The organism is Candidatus Krumholzibacteriota bacterium, from assembly GCA_034520215.1.
Lineage (GTDB): Bacteria > Krumholzibacteriota > Krumholzibacteriia > Krumholzibacteriales > WJIX01 > JAGHBT01.
In genome coordinates this window covers 330425-349545 of sequence record JAXHNR010000001.1, presented here as the reverse complement: position 1 = coordinate 349545, position 19121 = coordinate 330425, and the positions used below count along the sequence as shown (strand labels likewise).

General features: G+C 43.0%; 15 protein-coding genes. 5 read left to right on the top strand and 10 right to left on the bottom strand.

What is annotated here, in order from left to right:
* The first annotated feature begins 39 nt into the window (after positions 1-39).
* Positions 40-783, top strand: a complete 744-nt coding sequence (locus U5O15_01470) for a TerB family tellurite resistance protein (protein ID MDZ7859334.1) — start codon at positions 40-42, stop codon at positions 781-783.
* 49 nt (positions 784-832) lie between these two features.
* On the opposite strand, the gene U5O15_01465 is transcribed toward U5O15_01470, so the two are convergent.
* Positions 833-1837 (bottom strand): hypothetical protein, encoded by a 1005-nt coding sequence (locus U5O15_01465; GenBank protein ID MDZ7859333.1) that lies wholly within the window; start codon positions 1835-1837, stop codon positions 833-835.
* Positions 1838-2185: 348 nt separating this feature from the next.
* Here U5O15_01465 and tsaA point away from each other — a divergent pair, with 348 nt between their 5' ends.
* A complete protein-coding gene (gene tsaA / locus U5O15_01460; protein MDZ7859332.1) occupies positions 2186-2590 on the top strand; it encodes a tRNA (N6-threonylcarbamoyladenosine(37)-N6)-methyltransferase TrmO in 405 nt (134 codons plus the stop codon).
* A 120-nt stretch (positions 2591-2710) separates the two neighbouring features.
* Positions 2711-4324, top strand: coding sequence for a transglutaminase domain-containing protein (locus U5O15_01455; protein MDZ7859331.1), 1614 nt, complete (start codon positions 2711-2713; stop codon positions 4322-4324).
* A 225-nt stretch (positions 4325-4549) separates the two neighbouring features.
* Here the strand turns inward: U5O15_01455 and U5O15_01450 are convergent, their stop codons facing one another.
* The 6 genes from U5O15_01450 to U5O15_01425 form a co-directional block, all read right to left on the bottom strand.
* A complete protein-coding gene (locus tag U5O15_01450; protein MDZ7859330.1) occupies positions 4550-6190 on the bottom strand; it encodes a C69 family dipeptidase in 1641 nt (546 codons plus the stop codon).
* Between the two features lie 70 nt (positions 6191-6260).
* Entirely contained in the window at positions 6261-6755 is a 495-nt protein-coding gene (locus tag U5O15_01445) for an NUDIX domain-containing protein (GenBank protein ID MDZ7859329.1), read from the bottom strand.
* 23 nt (positions 6756-6778) lie between these two features.
* Positions 6779-8089, bottom strand: coding sequence for a hypothetical protein (locus U5O15_01440; protein MDZ7859328.1), 1311 nt, complete (start codon positions 8087-8089; stop codon positions 6779-6781).
* Positions 8090-8213: 124 nt separating this feature from the next.
* A complete protein-coding gene (locus tag U5O15_01435; GenBank protein ID MDZ7859327.1) occupies positions 8214-9395 on the bottom strand; it encodes a PP2C family protein-serine/threonine phosphatase in 1182 nt (393 codons plus the stop codon).
* 19 nt (positions 9396-9414) lie between these two features.
* Positions 9415-10068, bottom strand: a complete 654-nt coding sequence (locus U5O15_01430; GenBank protein ID MDZ7859326.1) for a protein-L-isoaspartate(D-aspartate) O-methyltransferase — start codon at positions 10066-10068, stop codon at positions 9415-9417.
* Positions 10065-11303, bottom strand: a complete 1239-nt coding sequence (locus tag U5O15_01425) for a DHHA1 domain-containing protein (GenBank protein ID MDZ7859325.1) — start codon at positions 11301-11303, stop codon at positions 10065-10067. Before U5O15_01425 ends, U5O15_01430 begins: the two co-directional genes overlap by 4 nt.
* A 477-nt stretch (positions 11304-11780) precedes the next feature.
* On the opposite strand from U5O15_01425, the gene U5O15_01420 reads away from it, so the two are divergent.
* The gene (locus tag U5O15_01420) at positions 11781-13181 is read left to right on the top strand and encodes a BamA/TamA family outer membrane protein (GenBank protein MDZ7859324.1); all 1401 of its coding nucleotides are present in this window, start codon (positions 11781-11783) and stop codon (positions 13179-13181) included.
* A gap of 83 nt (positions 13182-13264) precedes the next feature.
* Positions 13265-13531, top strand: a complete 267-nt coding sequence (locus U5O15_01415) for a hypothetical protein (GenBank protein MDZ7859323.1) — start codon at positions 13265-13267, stop codon at positions 13529-13531.
* A gap of 134 nt (positions 13532-13665) precedes the next feature.
* Here the strand turns inward: U5O15_01415 and lnt are convergent, their stop codons facing one another.
* From lnt to U5O15_01400, 3 genes are all read right to left on the bottom strand, one after another.
* Positions 13666-15255, bottom strand: coding sequence for an apolipoprotein N-acyltransferase (gene lnt, locus U5O15_01410; protein ID MDZ7859322.1), 1590 nt, complete (start codon positions 15253-15255; stop codon positions 13666-13668).
* Between the two features lie 575 nt (positions 15256-15830).
* On the bottom strand, positions 15831-18284 hold the full coding sequence (locus U5O15_01405; protein MDZ7859321.1) for a sigma 54-interacting transcriptional regulator: 2454 nt from the start codon (positions 18282-18284) through the stop codon (positions 15831-15833).
* A 16-nt stretch (positions 18285-18300) separates the two neighbouring features.
* Positions 18301-18636, bottom strand: a complete 336-nt coding sequence (locus tag U5O15_01400; protein ID MDZ7859320.1) for a hypothetical protein — start codon at positions 18634-18636, stop codon at positions 18301-18303.
* Positions 18637-19121: the final 485 nt, after the last annotated feature.

Below are 19121 nucleotides of genomic sequence, written 5' to 3'. Positions count from 1 at the left end.
TTTATTATCCTACTTGTATCTAGCAACTGGAGAATTCAAATGACCTGGTACGGAAAACTCACATTCGGTTCACTCGGCCTCTTCATAGGTGGTCCCCTGGGAGCTATTGCCGGAGCAGCCCTGGGCCATCACTTTGTAGACAAAAAGATGACCGCAGGCCGCTCTCCGGCTTACAGGCAATCTGAACAGGCAAAAGCCGCTTTTTTCGTCAGCGTTTTCTCCATACTTGGCAAACTTGCTAAAACAGACGGAATTGTAACAAGAGATGAGCTTGGTGTTGTAGATAATTTTATAAGCAGCATGAATATATCCGCGAGAGAGGAAAACTTTGCCAGAAAGGTCTTCAACGAAGCTAAAAACTCGAGGTATTCAATTGACGATTTCGCCAACCAGCTTTACCGGATTAACCGGCGGAATCCCGCAGTTCTCTTATCTTTTATGGACGTTCTTTTTCAGGTTGCCGCAGCGGACGGCAAACTTCACCCCGCAGAGGAGAACGCCCTCGGCAGAATAAGAAAGATATTCAATATAAGCAATGAAGAGTATAAAAATCTGAAAGCCCGTTATTTTGAGGATGTAGATAAGTACTACAAAATTCTAGGCTGCAACAGGTCCAGCTCTGATAAAGAGATAAAAACAAGCTATAGAAAACTCGTGAAAGATTTCCATCCGGATACAATAGTTTCCAAAGGCCTTCCGGAAGAATTCATCGATTTTGCCACAAGGCGTTTTGAAGAAATCCAGACAGCGTATGAAAAGATAAAGAAGGAACGCGGCTTCTAGCTTCTGGCAATAAATTCGGTTCCTTTTCAGCTGTATAAAATCCTCCGCCTTAGAAAACCAGCTGAAAATTAACAGCTATTTCATTATTATCTTTCGAAGCCCCTTCCTCGCCGTTTATCTGATAATTAAGACTGACCTTGGTGTACTTTTTGTCGACAAAGAGATTCGTACCCAGAGTAATCCGGTCTGTTTTATCGCCTGTGATGTTAAGATCTTCATCTAACTCTTCATATCTCGCAAGCACCTGTATCTCGGGAAGAAATTTAAAGTCTGTAACGAAAGTATGTCCGCCCCAGATGTACCATCCCTCCTTATCGAGAGCATCACTGGAATGAATATACTCGCCGACTACAACTTCATTTTTCCATTCCCATCTGATTGAACCGCCGTAGGTGGATAAATCCTCAGGGTCAGCCGCGTCATTAGTCTTCCCTATAATCACATTAGGGGCTATTGTAAACATCTCCATCAATCCAATTTCAAGGCGGGATATAAAATTTTTGCTCTCATTCTTATCCTCTGAGTTTTTACCAGAACCGTTGAAAAGCCCGGCATCGAAATTCAAGCTGAAACTATCGCTGAATCTGTTTTTAACATTAATGCTCATACCTATATCCCTGCCGGTACCAAGTTTTTTTACCTTTGTCGGATTAACGAAAGGAAACGCGGTAGCAGAGATCAGAAAGTCTGTTCCAAAGGGAGGTTTGTACTGACCGATTGAAAAAGTGATCTTTTCAGACGGAGTCAAATTAATAACACCGTCAAGAAGTTTGGGCGTCCCCGCGAATTCCGCCATTATCTTGATGCCAGAATAACTGTTTATTTCACCCTTAGCGCCCAGGCGTACTCTTTTTGAGATAAATTTCGACTCTTCAATATCGCCGAGACCGTACAAATACTGCTGGTGGGTCATCCCAAAAAACTCTATATCACCCCGGCTGACAGCTATTGAAGACACATCATTCTGTCGAGCTGCCGCCTTCGGACCGTTAATTCCGACAACGATCATTATCGCGAGAACGTAAACTATAGATTCCTGTTTTAATAGTTTCATATCGAATACCTGCTCTTTTTATTCTAACTATCCGTCCGGTTAGAGTGAATATTCTCACTTTTTCTTATTTCTTAAATTAAACAAGTTATATTTTTATGTTTAATCTTAGCGAAATCAAATAACACAGGAGCTTAAGACCCTCTGCGAGATTAGTAACGCAGTATAAGCTTTAGATCTTTTTTGTAAAGAAAAAATAGGATATAAAATGATTTTCTTATTATTTTAGGCTTGCAATTACTCGTTTCGGTGCATAATCTTGCCCCCCGCTGAAATGTTTACTATATTTATTATTATCAAATGATGAAACCGGCACTAAAAACAGAAGGTCAGGCCCTATTTTGAATCTCTATGAAGGAAGGTAATCTATTGATCAACCTCGAACCTATAGGATATCTAAGGAGCAAGCACAAAGAAGTTCCAAACCACTGCAGTATTTCAGATCTGGAGGGCGAACTGGTGATCGCCCCCGAATACACGGAAGGATTGTCAAGCATCGAACCGGGAGATAAAATAGCGGTTATTTTCAACTTCCACAAAAGTCCACCGTTTAAGAGCGAAAAACTGAAGCAGAAACCTCCGCACAGAGATAAAAAAAAAGGGGTGTTCAGTATATGCTCTCCCAAGAGGCCTAACCCTTTAGGCCTTTCTGTCTTAGAAGTTATCAGCAGAGAAAAGAATGTACTCCGTGTTTCGGGGATCGATATGCTGGACGGTACTCCCATACTGGATATAAAACCCTATATTGCCCCTTAAGCCGTTAGACTCTCTCAAGGGAGCTTCAATATTTACCTCTTGCATTATCTCTGAGTGATACCTTACTCTTATCCTGTTTAAAAGTGTATACTATTACCTTTATTAAGGGAGGATACGATTATGAAAGCCCTGCATTTTCTTCTTATTCTGATGTTCATTCCGGCGGGCGCGATCGCCGGAATCGGGGATGTAGAAAGTGAAATGGCACTTCCCTCGTCATGTGTGACGGGTATCGCTTTCGACGGCGATAATATCTGGACCGCCGACCGTAAGACAGACAGAATCTACTGCATCAATTATGAGAGCGGTGAAGTGACAAAATCTTTCGACGGCCCCGGTTATTTTATGACGGGCCTCGCCTGGGACGGAGAATTTCTCTGGGTTGCCGATATGGACTTTACCAACACATCGACAGAAGCTTATTCAGGTAAAATATACAAAATAGACCCTGAAACCGGAAAAAGCCTCGGTGTAATAAACACTCCGACGCCGGATCCGAGGGGCCTGGCCCACGATGGTGAATACCTGTGGTTTTCCGACAACAGCAAGAACAGCATAACTTGCATAAGTCCCGAGGATGGAACGACCATTATATCATTCAAATCCCCGTCTCAAGACCCGCGCGGACTTGCCTGGGACGGCGAATACCTCTGGATAGCGGATAGATCGAAGGATGAAGTTTACAGGGTGGATACTAATACAGGTTCGGTCATAATGATACTCCCTGCTCCCGGACCATACCCATGGGGGCTTTCCTGGGCGGATTCAAAACTTCTTGTTTCTGACTACCAGACAGATCTTATCTCGACAATGACTGTATTTGGAGATTCTAAGTTCAGACGCTCTGAGGAAAGATACTCGAATATCGAATTTACTCAGGATATTATAAATTTCGGTCCGGGAAGAGTTGAAGACCTTAACGTTTACCTCGCCGTTCCAAGAGACCGGGCTACACAGGAGATCATTGATATTTCCTACGGTCAAAAGCAGGATGATTTTCACACCGACCGCTGGGGTCAGAAGGTGGCGCTTTTCAATCGCCCAACTCTTGATCCTCAGGAGCGTTTTACCTGTGTGATGAAAGTCAAGGCGAAAATATACGATGTAAGTTATTACCTTTTCCCCGAAAAGGTTGGATCTCTCGAGGATATACCTGAGGAAATAAGCAAGAGTTTCCTGGAAAACAATGATAAGTACAGACTGGAAGATCCAGCGATACAGAAAGCCGTGAAAGAGGCTCTGGACGGGGAAGAGAATCCCTACTGGATCGCTAGGAAGATATTCGATTACCTGCGTGATAACCTCTTCTATAAAAGGGTAGGAGGATGGGATATCGCCCCTACGATAATCAAGCGGGGATCCGGGTCATGCTCTGAATACGCCTTTCTCTATATTGCGATGTGCAGAGCCGCGGGAATTCCGGCCAGATATTCCGGAGCTGTAGTAGTGCGCGGAGAAGACGCGTGCTACGACTACGTCTATCACAGATGGTGCGAAGTATTCCTTCCGGGGTACGGATGGATTCCCGTAGACCCAAGCGGCGGGGATCAACCCTGGCCGCGCGATCAGGCTCTCTACTTCGGTCATCTGTCCAACCGTTTCCTTATTACTACCGAAGGCGGCGGCGCGTCGAAATACTTAAACTGGGATTACAACTCATACGAAACTTACAGCGCCGACGGACCGGTTCAGCTCCGGATGGAGAAGATAGCGGAATGGGATACGGCTGAGTAATAAGCAAATCCGGGAAGTAACCGCTTTTATAGAATAAGGGGATGTTTGTTATTTTTATATCGTTTCCTGTAAAGGGCTTTTTGTTCTTTATTATCCAGCCGGTTTATCTGAGTATCGAGCCTCATGGGGGGGCATCTCCCTGAAAGTATCGGCTCCCCTTACCAGTGTTTTAAAGGGAGAATCCTCTGTTTTCTTATCGGGAAGAGTTAAAACACCCGGGGGCGGTCAATACGGCATCTGGGTCTCTACAGAATCTTCACCCCGGGTTTTCAGTTTAAATTGATCCGGCCGCTGCTTTAAAACATCTCTCAGCCAGCTTTCGGGATATCCTGTCTCTTTGGGTCTTCCCTTTCTGGTTTGCGTATATCCGTCATTATATTTACGTATCAGGTATTTCCCAAGCTCCCTGTAGCGTTCAACCACCATCTCCGCGTGAGTATTAGAGTAATCGGTAAGGTAAGCAGTTAAAAGTTCCATGTCCTCTTCGAGAATCTTCTCCGCCGTCATTTCAACCGCCGGCTGAAGAGAAATGAGTTTTCCTTCCAGTTCTTTCTGTACAGCCTGGATATCCTTTCTCATCTGAGAATATCTGAGATTGGAAATGTTTGCCACAAAGTTAAAAACCCACCAGGCAGAATCTTCGGAGAACTCACTGATTCTGCCCCTTGAGTAACTCTTCGGAACATCATTAACGCCGCAGTAGAGAGGAATATAACATGTAAAATAAGTATCATCTACTCCATACCAGAGGAGTCCCCCGATAGGATCGGGAAGGAATGAGCGTGACTGAGAAACAAAGGAAAATCCTGTCTGCTGAGTTGAAATCGGCCTCTCCCACGTGTAGTCGGTCCCGTCTATTTTCCAGGTAATGGGCCTCCATCTGTTTGGTGTCCCAAACGGCCCGGCGTCAACTCCCTTTGTCATATCATACTCTGTTCCTTCATAATGATCTCTCATAATATCAATAACATCTTCCAGGCTGAGCTTCTTATCCGGCTTTATCCACAACGGATACGGCTTTACTCCCCTCTCTCCTCTGTGATAATCTGCCGGCCATTTCTTAGAAGGGGCGCATCTGCGGAAAATACTCCAGACGCGGGTCGCCGTATATCGTAGTTTCTGAGGCGTGGCCGGGCAATACGCTTTGCTGAAGTTAAAGGGTTTTCCGGACTCGGGGTTGTAGTAACCTTTATTGACCGCGAAGTCTATAACATTATCTGAATAAAGACAGTTCTGTGGGTCATCGAGGGGAAACTCTCCGATTCTCGATTTATTGGCGTGAGCGCATATATAGCCGTCAGGCACTCGCCTGGCCACCCATACCGCTCCCTCGCCGCCGGGCCCCGTGCCTATTATCTCCATAAGCCACGCTTCATTCTTATCACCTATCGAGAAAGATTCACCCGTACTTGAATATCCATATTCACTGACAAGGTCGGCAATAACCTCAACCGCTTCACGGGCCGTCGCGGCTCTCTGAAGGGCCAGTCTCATAAGCTGCCAGTAATGAAGCAGAGCGTCTTCATTTCTAAGTTCCTTTCGACCGGTAAAGGTAGTTTCGCCTATAACAACCTGACGTTCATTTATAAGATTCGTAACCGCGAAGGTGTGAGGAACCTGTTTAATCCTGCCTTCTATATTACCGTGCCAATCCTTGATTTCTATATATTCATCACTTTTGTGATCCGCGGCCGGAATGTGCCTCAAATGTGGAATAAATTCTCCGTCACACGTGTATGTAATCATGACCGAGCCGTCATCCGAGGCGGAGGGAGTTACTATCAAATTAGTACATGCCGGGGCAGGAGCTGAAAATATAATAATAGCCAAAGAAACAACAAAGACTGAACAGGATATTCTTCTCATTTCTTTACCTTTCCATATTTCATCGGAGATAAATCCGAATAATAAGTACAACCGGTTATTGCCGCGGTGATCAATCATCTCGGTCAGCGTCTGATATATACTCTTCTTTCAAGTTTCCAAGAATGCGCTTTTGAACGTCAAACGCAATGCCGGGAAGGTCGTTGATGGGGAAAAATGCAACATCATCGGCGTCATCCCCCGCCTCAAGACTGCCGCCGGTAATCCGGCCCCTGTACAAAATCATCAGGGTGTTCCCTCTGGGATCGTCAAAACAGGATTCAACAGCATGAATTGAAGTAAGATCGACGCAAACTCCGGCTTCTTCCTCAACCTCTCTGACCGCTGTTTCAGCGGCGCTTTCTTCATATTCTATGTACCCCGAGGGCATTACCCAGAGTCCGCGATACGGTTCATAACGTCTTTTTACCAATAACACGGAACCATTTTCTATTACAAGAACACCCGCGGTGGGCGCGGGATTGCGATAATGAACAAACCCGCAAGATGAGCATTTGAGTCTCGGATAACCGCCCTCTATTTTCTCAACCAATTTCTCTTTACACACCGGGCAATACTTATAAATATAATTCATGGCATCGGAACACTTTCACCTTTGGGCTTATACCGCATTATCCAGAGCCGCCAATCCATATCAACTTTTTTAAAATCTCTTTTGTAGGTTTTCTTAAACAGCTCGCTAAAAGATGCCTCGTCATTTATTCCATCAGCTTCCCTGTAAAATTCCACAAACTTTTCGGTTCCGTATTGGTTCATCAGATAAGTACAGAATGAGGTCCAGGCTGGAATTGTTGTAGATAAATCAGAATTTTTAAGCTTCGTTTCCGGGATTGTTTTATGCAAAGGCTCTATCTTTTTCTTGATTAAATCTTCTTTGGCTTCTTTGTGGGGATTCCAGCCGTGTTTGAACGAACGAAGATAAAAAACAAGACCTTTCGCCAGCCCAAGCGGAGGAAATCCTAAATCGTAAAGAAGCATATGAGTTACAACAAGATCTTCATTCTCTTTCATTGTATGTATTTCTTTTCTTTCCCATTTTACCCCTTGAAAATAATTATCAACTACATTTATACGCTTAAATTCTTCCTCATTGGGATAATAATAATAATGGATTTTACCATCAATCTCTCCCAGATCTATCCTCTTCGCATAGTCTTCAATCGCGTCAGTTTCTTTCTCGACAGCACCTTCCGGAAAAGGGTGTCCCGGAAGATGATAAAATGTAATATACTTTGTATCTTTTGTCTTCCATGGGATTTCTTCCCTCAGAACCGCTTCTACATTATCGAAGTAAATAACTCCCGACATAGTTGATAAAACCCCTACTTCAGCAAAGTGTGAACCAGGCGGGACAGTAACTTTCTTCTTATCACGAAACCAATCTTTTGTCCCCGCGAATCTACTGAGAACAGCGTCGGTAAATCTTTTACGCTCGGTAACCCTGTTTCCGTCTTGGTCTAGAAAACGGGCGAAAACATTAGAATAAGCGTTATGGCCTGTCTTTTTTCTAAGGCTCTCGGTTTTAATATCAGATGACAGTATTAAATCATGTCCCTCGATCACCGGGATAAGCTGAACTAACCCGATCCATTTATTGGTAGTATCATGCCCCCAAATATAGCAAGAATAATTACCACTCTTACTAACAGAGGATTTCTTGACGCGATTAGCAGTTCCATCTTTTGAACTTATTTCTCCAATCATTCTTGCTTTCCATCCATCGGGAACAGAATCAGTCCATTCTTCGAAAGAAGGATTCTTAATTAAATTTACACCAAATGAAACATCTCTCTCCTTTGTTGAATCACTTCCGCCGCACCCGAGGGAAATCGCCAGAATAACAAAGAGAACGCAGATTATAACCTTTTTCGATAGAAACATAAAAATCCTCTCCCTAAAATCCAATAGAACGATCTTAACTAATATACATATTATTAAAGCAGGAATCCATTTTAGATTTCCCGGCAATTTAAACGAATTGTTCTGTAATTAAAAACCACAAGTATCAGCGTTTTTTTATTATAAACAGCGTCGCGTCATCGAGAAGTTTATCTTCATTCCTGAATTCATAAATATAATTGAACATACCGTCGACAATGACTTCGGACGGTTTGTTTTCATTTTCACGGACATACTTTATTACCCGTTCTTCGCCGAACATCTCGCCCTTCGAATTCATACTCTCCAATATGCCGTCAGAGAACATTACAAGAATATCACCGGAATCCATAAAGGCAAAACCCCTTTCGAAAGTGGCATTTTCCATGGGACCTAAAATACTCCCGCCTCTGGTAAGTCTTTCTTCAGCTGATTCCTTAATCAATACAGGTGGCGGGTGCCCGGCATTCACATAGACCAGAGTCCCGTTTTCCTCCAATTCAGATAAAAATATGGAGACAAATCGGGTTGATAGACGACTTTGTCCTATTACCCGGTTCAGTTTCCTTACAACTTCCGATATTTTCATATCCTTTTCAATCCCCATCCTTAAGCCCGTTACTATATCCCTTACCAGCAGGGCCGCCGGCAAACCGTGTCCGCTGGCGTCGCCAATTGAAAATGACAACACATCTTCGTCGAGTTTTCCGTAATCGTAATAATCACCCCCCACACGCTCAGCGGGTATTGAACGGGCAGCCGCGTCATACCCGGCGAAATCGACCTTAAAACGGGGCAGGAGACTTCTTTGAATTTCATACGCCTCCTGCAAGTCTGCCGTAAAACGACTCGTTGATCGGCTGAAGTTAAGAATATTCTGAATAACATTTATGGAAAACTGAAGAGTCTCACGTTCCCAACCCTCGTTCAAACGGAATATGATGAGATATTGATCGTCCTCGCCTATGAACGCGGCGACACTGTTGTTACCCCACGGAGGGATTTCCGAATCAAAAAAGATATAGCTTTTATGCCTGCTGACAAACTGTAAAAAGGGTTCATATCTGCTGATAGGTTCAGGCCATGAATCTGTCTCGTCACCGAGAGCGCCGCCAATTCTGCGGAAATAACCCATTCTGAGCTTATAAATACACCCACTTTTAATCTTAAGTTCAGAGCCTACTTCTTCAACTAATTCCTCCAGTACAAGGGCAAGAGCGTCTTCTGTTCCAACCCTTTTCTTTATTCTGACAATAAGAGAATCCAGTTTCCTATAAAATTCTTTTGGTTTCAACTGCCCGTCAGGCATATAACTTCACCTCTCCCTTTTAAGAGTCAGAATCCCTTCCACCAGTCATAGGTACAAACCTTACACCTATAAGTTCCTCTTCAACCAGGTCTTCGTGCTTTCTGGTTATTCTGTATAATTTCTGTGAGAATGCTCCAACCGGCGCGACAATCCGTCCTCCCGGACCTATCTGTTCTATTATCTTCTCCGGTATCTTCACAGGAGCCGCTGTTATTATAACGGCATCGAACGGCGCTTCCTCTTCCCATCCTAAAGAACCGTCACCGATCCTGTAACTTATATTTGTATATCCGCCCTTTTCGAGGTTTTCTCTCGCTCTTCGCGCCAGGTCAGAGACTATTTCAACAGTATAAACATGCTCGGCAAGATGAGCGAGTATCGCCGTTTGATAGCCGCTTCCAGTTCCTATCTCCAACACCCTGTCATCGCTTTTGATCTCGAGTCTTTCCGTCATGTAGGCAACAATATAGGGTTGCGAAATAGTTTGTCCGCGACCTATCGGAAGGGGAGTATCAAAATAAGCATTATCAGAATGTTCTCCCTTCACAAAAAGCTCCCTCGGCACAGTTCTCATAGCGTCTAATACTCCGGGGTCTTCAATACCTCGAGCGGCAATTTGCGAATCAACCATTTCTTCTCTTTTAGCTCTGTTGCTGTCATTTGTCCCTGTCATTGCCCCAATCCCTTTCTTACTAATTCCTCAGCTTTATCGAGCGCGCCGCGCAGCAAATCACCGTTTCCTCCTCCCCCCTGAGCAAAATCTTCACCCCCGCCTCCGCCAGCTCCCATAACAGAAGCGGATTCTTTTAAAACACTTCCCATAGAAAGAGGAACACCCTCAGAGCAGGCAAACACAATCGCCGGCTTTGGTTTCAGGCTGCCGAGAAGAATTATAATATCATTGTTTTTCCTTATTTCTCCGGCTAGATTCCTCAAATCCGAAACCTCAGCATCCTCGACTATCTTCTTCACAATGGAGAATCCGCCAACCGAACTATCTGGAACGGCAAGCTGCCTGGCTCTGTAATCATTCAATTTATCATTTAACGTCTTATTCTCGACCCGTAACTTAGCATTTTCATCTGAAAGTTTACACGCAATATTACCCACTTCTTTCCACCCGGTACTAAAAGAGAGCGCTATTGAGTTCAGCAGTAAATCTTTTTCAATATAATCCCGCATACCTCTCATACCGCAGAGAAACTCAATTCTGCTGTTCTTATTGACCCTCTTAATGCCTGTTATCTTTATAATACCGATTTCACCGGTATTAGCAACATGAGTTCCGCAGCAGGGGTTCACATCGACTCCCTCGATTTCTACCAACCTGATATCCTCAGTTTTCTCGGAAATCTTCGAGCACGAAGGACACTTGGAATTACTATCAGCGCGCAATCTGTTATATTCCCCGGGTGAGACAGTATTTACAGAAATCGCTATATTTTTCATTATCAGTTTATTTACTTCAAGCTCGATGGTCTTAAAGTTTTCCGCGGACGGCATTTTGCCGTCAAGGTCTATAGTAGACGCCGACTCTCCAATATGAAATCCGACAGTTTCAAGATCGAGAATGTCTAAAAATACCCTTGAAAGAAGGTGCTGCCCCGAATGCTGTCTCATATGATCATACCTTCGTTCCTTTTCTATTACACCTTCAACATCCTCACCCTCTTTCAACCTGCCCTCGATCAGGTGTGACACTCCCTTTGAATCCTCATTTACAGCCAGCACAGAATTGCCGCCGAGAGAGCCCCTGTCATCAGGCTGACCGCCCGAGACAGGATAAAAATAAGTTTTCTCAAGATATACCCTGCTATTTGATTTATCGGCCTCTTCGACAAGACGAACACGCGACGTAAAATTCATTCTATACTGATCGCTAAGATACGCCCTCTCCCATGAATCCATCTGTTTACCACCTTCTACACCTGACTAATTACGGCAGATTCTGCTTTCGGGCCCGGAACCTTCATTAAACCCGGTTAAAGAACAGAAATATAAACTATTATAAACATGAAATTCTACTATCTTTTATCCTGGAGAATATTAACTAACTACCCTCGCCGTTACAACAAATTTATATTTGAAGTTTTCTTAACCTTTAAACAGACAGAGGCTTACTAGAGGCTCATTCATAGAACCCGCTGACTGACTCTAAGATATTCAGTTAGATATTATCACAAATGGGTAGGAACGGCGATTTTCTCGGCCGGCGGGGAAACCGACAACGATTTTGAAAATATCAATCGGCCGCATATTATTACAAATCATCGACTACCTTATAGGTAATAAAATTTGGGGAGCTTCAGTTTAATTACTATTTGACCTTACAAGAATAGATACCTAAGCTCTAAAGAATTGATGAATCAAGAAGGAAGACCATAGATGAAAAAAATTCAAATCAGATCATTAAAGTTATTTTGCGCGCTGCTGCTGATTGCCGCCTCAGACAAATCAGCCGTCGCGGACGCTGACCTGAATCCAACGTCAAATTCAGATAAACCAGGAAGCGCTGAAAGAGAATTACGCGGCAGCTCAAGCGCCGGCGAAGAAGAACAATCAAAGAAGAATTATAGAATTTCAGATATTCGAATCAAAGGTAACGCCGGCCTGGACAACAAACTCGTACTAACTTTGTTCGGTATGGGAAAAGGTGATTTTTTCACTGAGAAAAGATGCGAAGAAGGCATTGAAAAACTGATAAATCTCTCAAGCGTAAAAAATGCCTATCTGAAAAGGAGATATAATCATAAAGAAAGCAGTCTCTCTCTGACATTAAGCTTGGAAAAGGACAGGACATTCAGTATTTATCCTGCCGGCAGCAGGAAATATTCCGACAAACTGTCGGTAGGCCTTATGTTTTCAGAGAGAAATTTCCGGAATAGGAATGAAAAACTTAATATTTCATTTCTTGTCAGGGGGGCCGCGATACTTGACGCCGAATGGCGTAAACCCAGGCAAAAAGATATATCCCCCCTTGGGCTTAGCTTCAATGTCAAATTCAAAGATTACAAATATCCCTACCCGGAATTTGAGCAAGATATGCTTAACGACAGAATAAAACGCCTTGAATCAGCTGTCACAGTCTGTTTTCACTTCAGCGATCTGTTTTCCATTAATATATCGCCGGGTATAGACAGGATGTTTGGAGAAGGCCCCGTGCTGAAACAAAACAGCGCTGAGAAGCTATACACTCAATCACACGAAGGACTCTTTTCAACCTTAGAGATTTCCTTGCGGGCAGGCGAACTTAACAACGCGATTTACCCGACATCGGGGTTAAGACTGCGCCTCTCACGAAAAGAATGGGGTTTATTCAATAAAAACAGCGGAATCAAGAGTCATAAGTATTTTTTCAGGGGCAGTCTTTTCTTCAGAATAAAAAGACCTGTTTTCTTTCTACATACCCGGAGTGTTATCTCCAGCAGCAGACTGCCGCTTATCTTACTGGAACATCTCGGCGGTGAAACATCGATAAGAGGATATGAATTTGGGGCTTTTAGAGGTGAAAACAGCTTTCTTACAAGATATGAAATAAGATTCCCCTTAAATTTTGCAAACCTTTCAGAGGCGAAAAATGTAATTCTTCCCGTGGATTTTAACATATTTGCCGACACCGGCATGTGCTGGTATAACGACGACTCTATAACCAAGGATATCCTGCACAGCGGTTTTGGCTGCGGCGTGAATCTTATAGCTCCCGGAAGAGGTATTATGAGAATCGGCTGCATGTGGAAAATTGAATCCGCGGGCAAATTATACCTTGATGTCGGAATGAATTTTTAAGAGAATCAAATAGTCACTGAGCAGTCTTTCAGGAGAAAATAAGACAGATGGACAGAAATAATCAAGAAACTAAACACTTCTCAATGCACATATTCTGGGGCATCGCTTTTACTGTTCTTGGTATGACTGAACTCGTAAAAAAATATGAAATCGTTTATGGAATACCAATATGGGCTCTTTGTTTTTTTATAATAGCAGCGTCCAATTTCTTAAGCGACCCCTATGTGAGGAGTAAAATAAATATACCTGACGAGAAACTTCCTTTAATTATGAGAACTTTTTCTATCTTGAACAGAATGGCAATAGGTTTGCTTATCATCTCTTTTATTATAGAATTCATACGCAGCTGATCAATTCTAGCAATGCCGGAAGATAAAAGAAGTCGATGTTAAAGAAGAAATCGTAAAAAGTGCTTTCCCACTTCAAAGAGCTGTAAGAACAATAAATCCACCCGAAGATGACAGGCGGCGACACTATTCCTTTGTCATTTAGATTTTGATTTCTTGATCAATCCGGCCGGATCACTAATCACAACCGCGGCGAAGCTCAAAATAACCAGTACTAAAAATATTGTGTTGCCGTATCTAACATAGATAGTCGGAGAGGCAAAAGACCGGGCTGAGCATTCTATCTTTCCCCCAACATTCAAATCCAATCTCTTTCGAACCCGTCCTGTCGGATCTATATACATTGAAACACCAGTATTAGCCGCTCTTAGAACCGACACTCCGTTTTCGACGGCTCGCAGAATGGCGGTTTCAGAATGCTGCAGCGGCCCGCGGCTGCTTCCAAACCAGCCGTCATTCGTAATATTAACAAGAAACTCCGCCCCGCCGCGGACATAATCCCTCACATAACCTGGAAATGTGGATTCAAAGCATATCAGTACTCCGAATTTCCCCTTTCCAGAATCAAATAGAGTTTTTTCTCTACCCCTTTTAAAATTTGCCTGACCAAAATCGATTTCCTCAAGTGACGCAAAATATTGGCTGAAAGGTATCTTCTCACCAAAGGGCAGCAGATTAACCTTATGATATTCTTCAACCAGCCCGTCCTCAGCGTCAAAAAGCCCCGCCGTATTATAAGAGACCCAGCGGCCATTCTTAAATGAATGATCGATATAACCTATAAGAAGCTCCACTTCAGAATCACGGGCAATCCTTTCAAGCCAGTCCCTGTACTTTCTGGAACGGCTGAGAGCAACCGGCGCTGAAGTTTCGGGAAATATCACAAGATCCGCGCCGTCCTCTGAAGCTTTCCGGACTAATGTCTCTATCTGACTGAATATCGAATCCTTATACTCCGGTTTCCATTTAATATCGAGAGAAACATTCGGCTGAATCACGGCAATATCATTCTTTTCCGGCAACTCTTTTCTCTTTTTATCGAATCTTTCAATCCTGTGCATACCGTAACCTGTGTGAACTGAAATAATTACAGCAAGAAGGACAAACATGACCGCTTTTTTGCCAATTGGACGTATAAAGAGGACGAGAGCTGTAAGCAGATTTACCGTTATAATAAGAAAGGAAAAACCGTAGGGTCCGTATATCGAAAGCGCTTGAATAGCCGCGGGATACTCTGCCAGAGAGTTCGCAAGAAGTCCCCATGAAAAAGCAAGTTCCCCGTTTGAACGCGCTACTTCCATTATTGACCAGAGGGCGGGAACAGCGATCAAAGCTCTAAGGCGGTATCTTCTCACTAGAAAAGCCGTAAACATTCCGAATAATCCCGTAAAACAGGAAAGATATATTACCAGGAGCAAAACCCCCGGTGCCAGAACCCATCTATTTGTAACGCTTGAAGCGGGGATCACATTGGCTACCCAATACAGCAGTATTCCAAAGAATACCAGGCCGGAAACGAAACCCAGAACAAATCCTCTTTTTAGATAATTGCCGTATCTGCCGGGAGATTTCTCAGACCTGATGAAAAACCAGATAAGAGGTACAAGGGCGAATAAAGAAAAAAACCTCAAAGGGTATGGCGGGAAGGAAACTGCCAGTAAAACACCGGACAAAACCCCGGCTGATATTTCTCTTCTCCATCTATAGGCAAAAGCAGCAATACTCATAAGACCCTCTCATTTTCGGTGGATTATAAGGGGAATGTAATCAATCTAACAAGATAAAAAGTAATTTAATAAAAGAACCACCCTGATGCGACCCTGCTGCGCGATCAAGGGGGGACAAAGCTGGCCGCAGTAGAGGATGGTTCAAATATTGTATATTTCTTAAAGAGACCTTAGCTAAAGAATTCATTAATCTAATTCTACCGTATATACAATACACAAAGCATGCCACTCGGAGTAAAAGAAAAAAGTCTTTCCAAAATATCGTTACCTACAAGCTAAACCTATATATAACAATAAGATATGGTGTTATTTATCATTACCAAATCAATTTGTTTGATCTATCAAACATCCCTCCGCGAATACAGCAGTGTAGCCGGGTTTTACACTTTGAAAAAAGATAATTCAGCAACTAAATAGGTAAAAAAGGGTTACGGTATTCATCCGGCATGCAAACAGATTGGACAGGTGTAAACACTCTATGGCGGCAAACAACAATTATATTAGCTCAATAAAGATTGCTCCAATAGAGCGATCCTCTTTTCTCATATTTACGGTTTTCAAATTGGAATAAGATACTACCTGATTAGATTTTCAAGATCCGCCCGTTTGAGCTGCTTGTAAAGTGTGCTTCTGGAAATACCGAGCCATCTTGCTACAGCGCTTTTATTGCCGTCACATATCTTTAATAGATTCAGCAGTTTTCTTCTCTTTACAGAATCATTACTACCGGAGTTTATATTCTGAGAAGCTGATTTTTGTAAGATCCCCCTCCCTTTCACCCTGTCAGGAAGCATATCCGCCGTTATAATCCCGCCGCCCGATATATATCCGGCTCGTTTGACAACAGCGAGAAATTCTCTGACGTTTCCGGGCCACCGGTATCGCTGAATACATCTCAGCGCTTCTTTCTCTATTCTGATTTTACCATTTTTACTATATCCGTTTTCCGACAGACAGAAGGTCAGCAGAGGAATTATATCTTCTTTTCTATCTCTAAGAGGAGCAAGGTAAATTCTTTCCTCATTGATACGGTAATAGAAATCCTCCCGCATAGAGCTTTCTTTAATATCATCTCCTATTATCTGATTTGTGGCTGATATAAACCTTACGTCTATTTCTCTCTCGACATTATCCCCCACGCGCCTGATCTTTTTTTCCTGAAGAACCCTCAGCAGCTTAGCCTGCTGATTTTCAGTAAGTTCACCTATTTCATCAAGAAAGATTGAACCGCCGGATGCTTCTTCAAAAAGCCCGCGGCGGTCGGAAAGAGCTCCGGTGAAGCATCCCTTTTTATGACCGAAGAATTCACTTTCAAAAAGACGGTCGGGAACAGCTGAACAGTTAACGGTCACAATTTTCTTATCACCCCTGCCGCTCAGCCTATGAATCAGCTTTGCTATAAGCTCCTTGCCGGTTCCGGTCTCTCCGGTAATAAGTACAGGTGTAGAAAAAGAGGCGGCAAACCTCGCTCTGTCATAAACATCAAACATAGTTTTTGAGACAGAAACCAATTCACCGTAAGCAAGGTATTTGGGATCAAACTGCAATTCGACTAAAGTGCCGCTTTTGTTGATTTCAGCTTTCCTGAGCGGCAATCTGTTCTTAATTTTGATAATCTCTTCAAGAAGCGTATCTGTTTTATCTTTTAACAAATCGGTCTGAATACCGCAGGAAAGATGCTCAACCTCTATCAAAAGACGCCATATCTTATCTATCCTCTCCCTTTTCCCACTTCCGTCTCCTAAGCCGGCTATATATTTGAAAAGGACCCGGCAATATTTTATCTGCGTTCGCGCGAGCGCGAAATTGTATCCCGCCGCTCTTAGTATCTCAACAGCCTTCTCGAAATACTTTTCAGCTTTTTCTATATCTCCAAAATTGCAGAACGCTAACCCCATTCCTCTGCATATAATCCCTTCTTCCATTCTCGCCTTCATCGTTCTTGACAGTTTCAGAGCTCTCTCAAAGAACTCAAGAGCTCCTCTTTCATCACCCTTTGACAAATACAATTCACCCATAGATATAAACTGTTCCAGTTCAACATCTCCTCCGGGGAAATTTTTTGAAGATATCGCGAGAGCTTTTCTGAAGAAGTTCTGAGCTTTCGTGTAATCCTCCGCTTCCATGAATATCCGTCCGAAACCTCCAAACACCAGCGCTTTTTCTCTCAGAAAACCTTTCGCTTCAGCGATCGATTGTGACCTTTCAAAGAATTTAAAGGCTGAATTATATTTCTCGCGGCTTATTTCATTATTGCCCAGAGCAATGAGAGCGCGGCATATTCCGATCTTCCAATCGCATTCTTTAAATCCGGAAACAGCCTGTTTGATATTACTTTCGGCATCATCAAACTTTCCAAGGTGATACTTAACTATTCCTCTGTTCAGCATAGCCGCCGACTGTCCGTAGATATCTTCTTTTTCCCTGTATATATTTGTCGCGCGCTTTAAATAATTATCAGCATTGTCAAGAAACCCCATTCTCACCGAAAGCAATCCCAGAGTAGCGAGTACGGAAGAACGAGCTTTATCATCGGAAGCACGATTTGCGAGGCCAAGGGCCGTCTCCAGCTGATTTCTGGCCTTATCAATATGTCCCAACCTCATCAGGCAGGCTCCTCTGATCATGAACCTGCTGACAGCAAACCGCGGATCTACGGTTTCGCCGTCAACTGCAGTAAATCGATCAATATACCCTATTGCTTCACTATAATTACCCTTTCTTCTAAGTATATCAGCCCTGATAATTGATATTTGACTTCTATAATCTTTATCGCATGCTCTTTCTTCTTTCAGTAAAGCCTCGAGTTTTACAAGATTGTTCTCACTTTCCTCAAAACGGGACATATAATACGCACTCTTAGCGGATGAAATATACACCCGGCAGACTGTTTCTCTGTCTTCGGAAACTAGATTTACAAGCCCGAGAGCTTCTCTGGCATACAGATAGGCCTGTTTATAATATCCCCGCCCGGAGTTTTCCGCAACTGAATCGAGCAATCTATTTATAGTATCCTTTATATTCAACATTGGTTTAGATCAGACATTATTGGAAATATATTCCAAATATCGAATAAAAAATAAACTTGAATTTATGTCTTAGGACTGGACCTCTCGATACGCTTTTAATCTTTTCATCTTTAATTGAGACCGATGTAATATCAGTATCATCAAAACTGTTACTGCCGGTAGAATTCAGAAGATCGCTCCCGGACTGAATCCTTATATCAAGGTGAGGGTCCTCGCCGGGATCGGCGAAAACAGGATCATTCGTGGAATAAGCTATGGCGGCTCCGGGATCTCTCGCGAAAACTCCCGAAAAGGAAAAAGATATGATTAAAAGAATAAATAGAATTGAACTGATTCTTATAACCTTTTTCATTACAAACCCTCACAATTGTTGTTAACCGCTGTTGTTTAATCCCTGTTTCGGGTCCCGCAATTCAGAGCCGCCGGTCAGAATTGCTTAATCTATATTGTATCAAAAGCGGCTTGAGTATGTCAACCCCGCCTGCTGGATTAATTCGCGCAAAAGACTTAATGTCAAGGGATTGAAGAAAAAATAAAATTATATGGAGCCGAAGAGAAGCTTTCAAAGTCCGCCCGGGATAGTCAGAACACTGGGGACATATGCACTAAGAAAGGTTTTTGAATTTCAGCGCCTTATTCTCACTCTTTGTTTTCATTGAATGCCTTTTTATATAATATGGCAATCAAGAATCTTATTCACATCACAGTAATTTAAGCGGGTGATTATGTAAAGTATTAACAATTATTGGAGTTTTTCCAATTTTTAACATTCCTTTGTATATCCGGCTATTGGTACCTAAAAAACCCTCTCGGAAGACGAGCGGGCATGGTTTTCCC

Coding starts and splice junctions, on each gene's coding strand:
- U5O15_01405 (MDZ7859321.1), bottom strand. CDS start 18,284: ATGTTGAATATAAAGGATACTATAAATAGATTGCTCGATTCAGTTGCG.
- U5O15_01470 (MDZ7859334.1), top strand. CDS start 40: ATGACCTGGTACGGAAAACTCACATTCGGTTCACTCGGCCTCTTCATA.
- U5O15_01465 (MDZ7859333.1), bottom strand. CDS start 1,837: ATGAAACTATTAAAACAGGAATCTATAGTTTACGTTCTCGCGATAATG.
- U5O15_01430 (MDZ7859326.1), bottom strand. CDS start 10,068: ATGACAGGGACAAATGACAGCAACAGAGCTAAAAGAGAAGAAATGGTT.
- U5O15_01425 (MDZ7859325.1), bottom strand. CDS start 11,303: ATGGATTCATGGGAGAGGGCGTATCTTAGCGATCAGTATAGAATGAAT.
- U5O15_01420 (MDZ7859324.1), top strand. CDS start 11,781: ATGAAAAAAATTCAAATCAGATCATTAAAGTTATTTTGCGCGCTGCTG.
- U5O15_01455 (MDZ7859331.1), top strand. CDS start 2,711: ATGAAAGCCCTGCATTTTCTTCTTATTCTGATGTTCATTCCGGCGGGC.
- lnt (MDZ7859322.1), bottom strand. CDS start 15,255: ATGAGTATTGCTGCTTTTGCCTATAGATGGAGAAGAGAAATATCAGCC.
- U5O15_01400 (MDZ7859320.1), bottom strand. CDS start 18,636: ATGAAAAAGGTTATAAGAATCAGTTCAATTCTATTTATTCTTTTAATC.
- U5O15_01435 (MDZ7859327.1), bottom strand. CDS start 9,395: ATGCCTGACGGGCAGTTGAAACCAAAAGAATTTTATAGGAAACTGGAT.
- U5O15_01415 (MDZ7859323.1), top strand. CDS start 13,265: ATGCACATATTCTGGGGCATCGCTTTTACTGTTCTTGGTATGACTGAA.
- tsaA (MDZ7859332.1), top strand. CDS start 2,186: ATGAAGGAAGGTAATCTATTGATCAACCTCGAACCTATAGGATATCTA.
- U5O15_01450 (MDZ7859330.1), bottom strand. CDS start 6,190: ATGAGAAGAATATCCTGTTCAGTCTTTGTTGTTTCTTTGGCTATTATT.
- U5O15_01440 (MDZ7859328.1), bottom strand. CDS start 8,089: ATGTTTCTATCGAAAAAGGTTATAATCTGCGTTCTCTTTGTTATTCTG.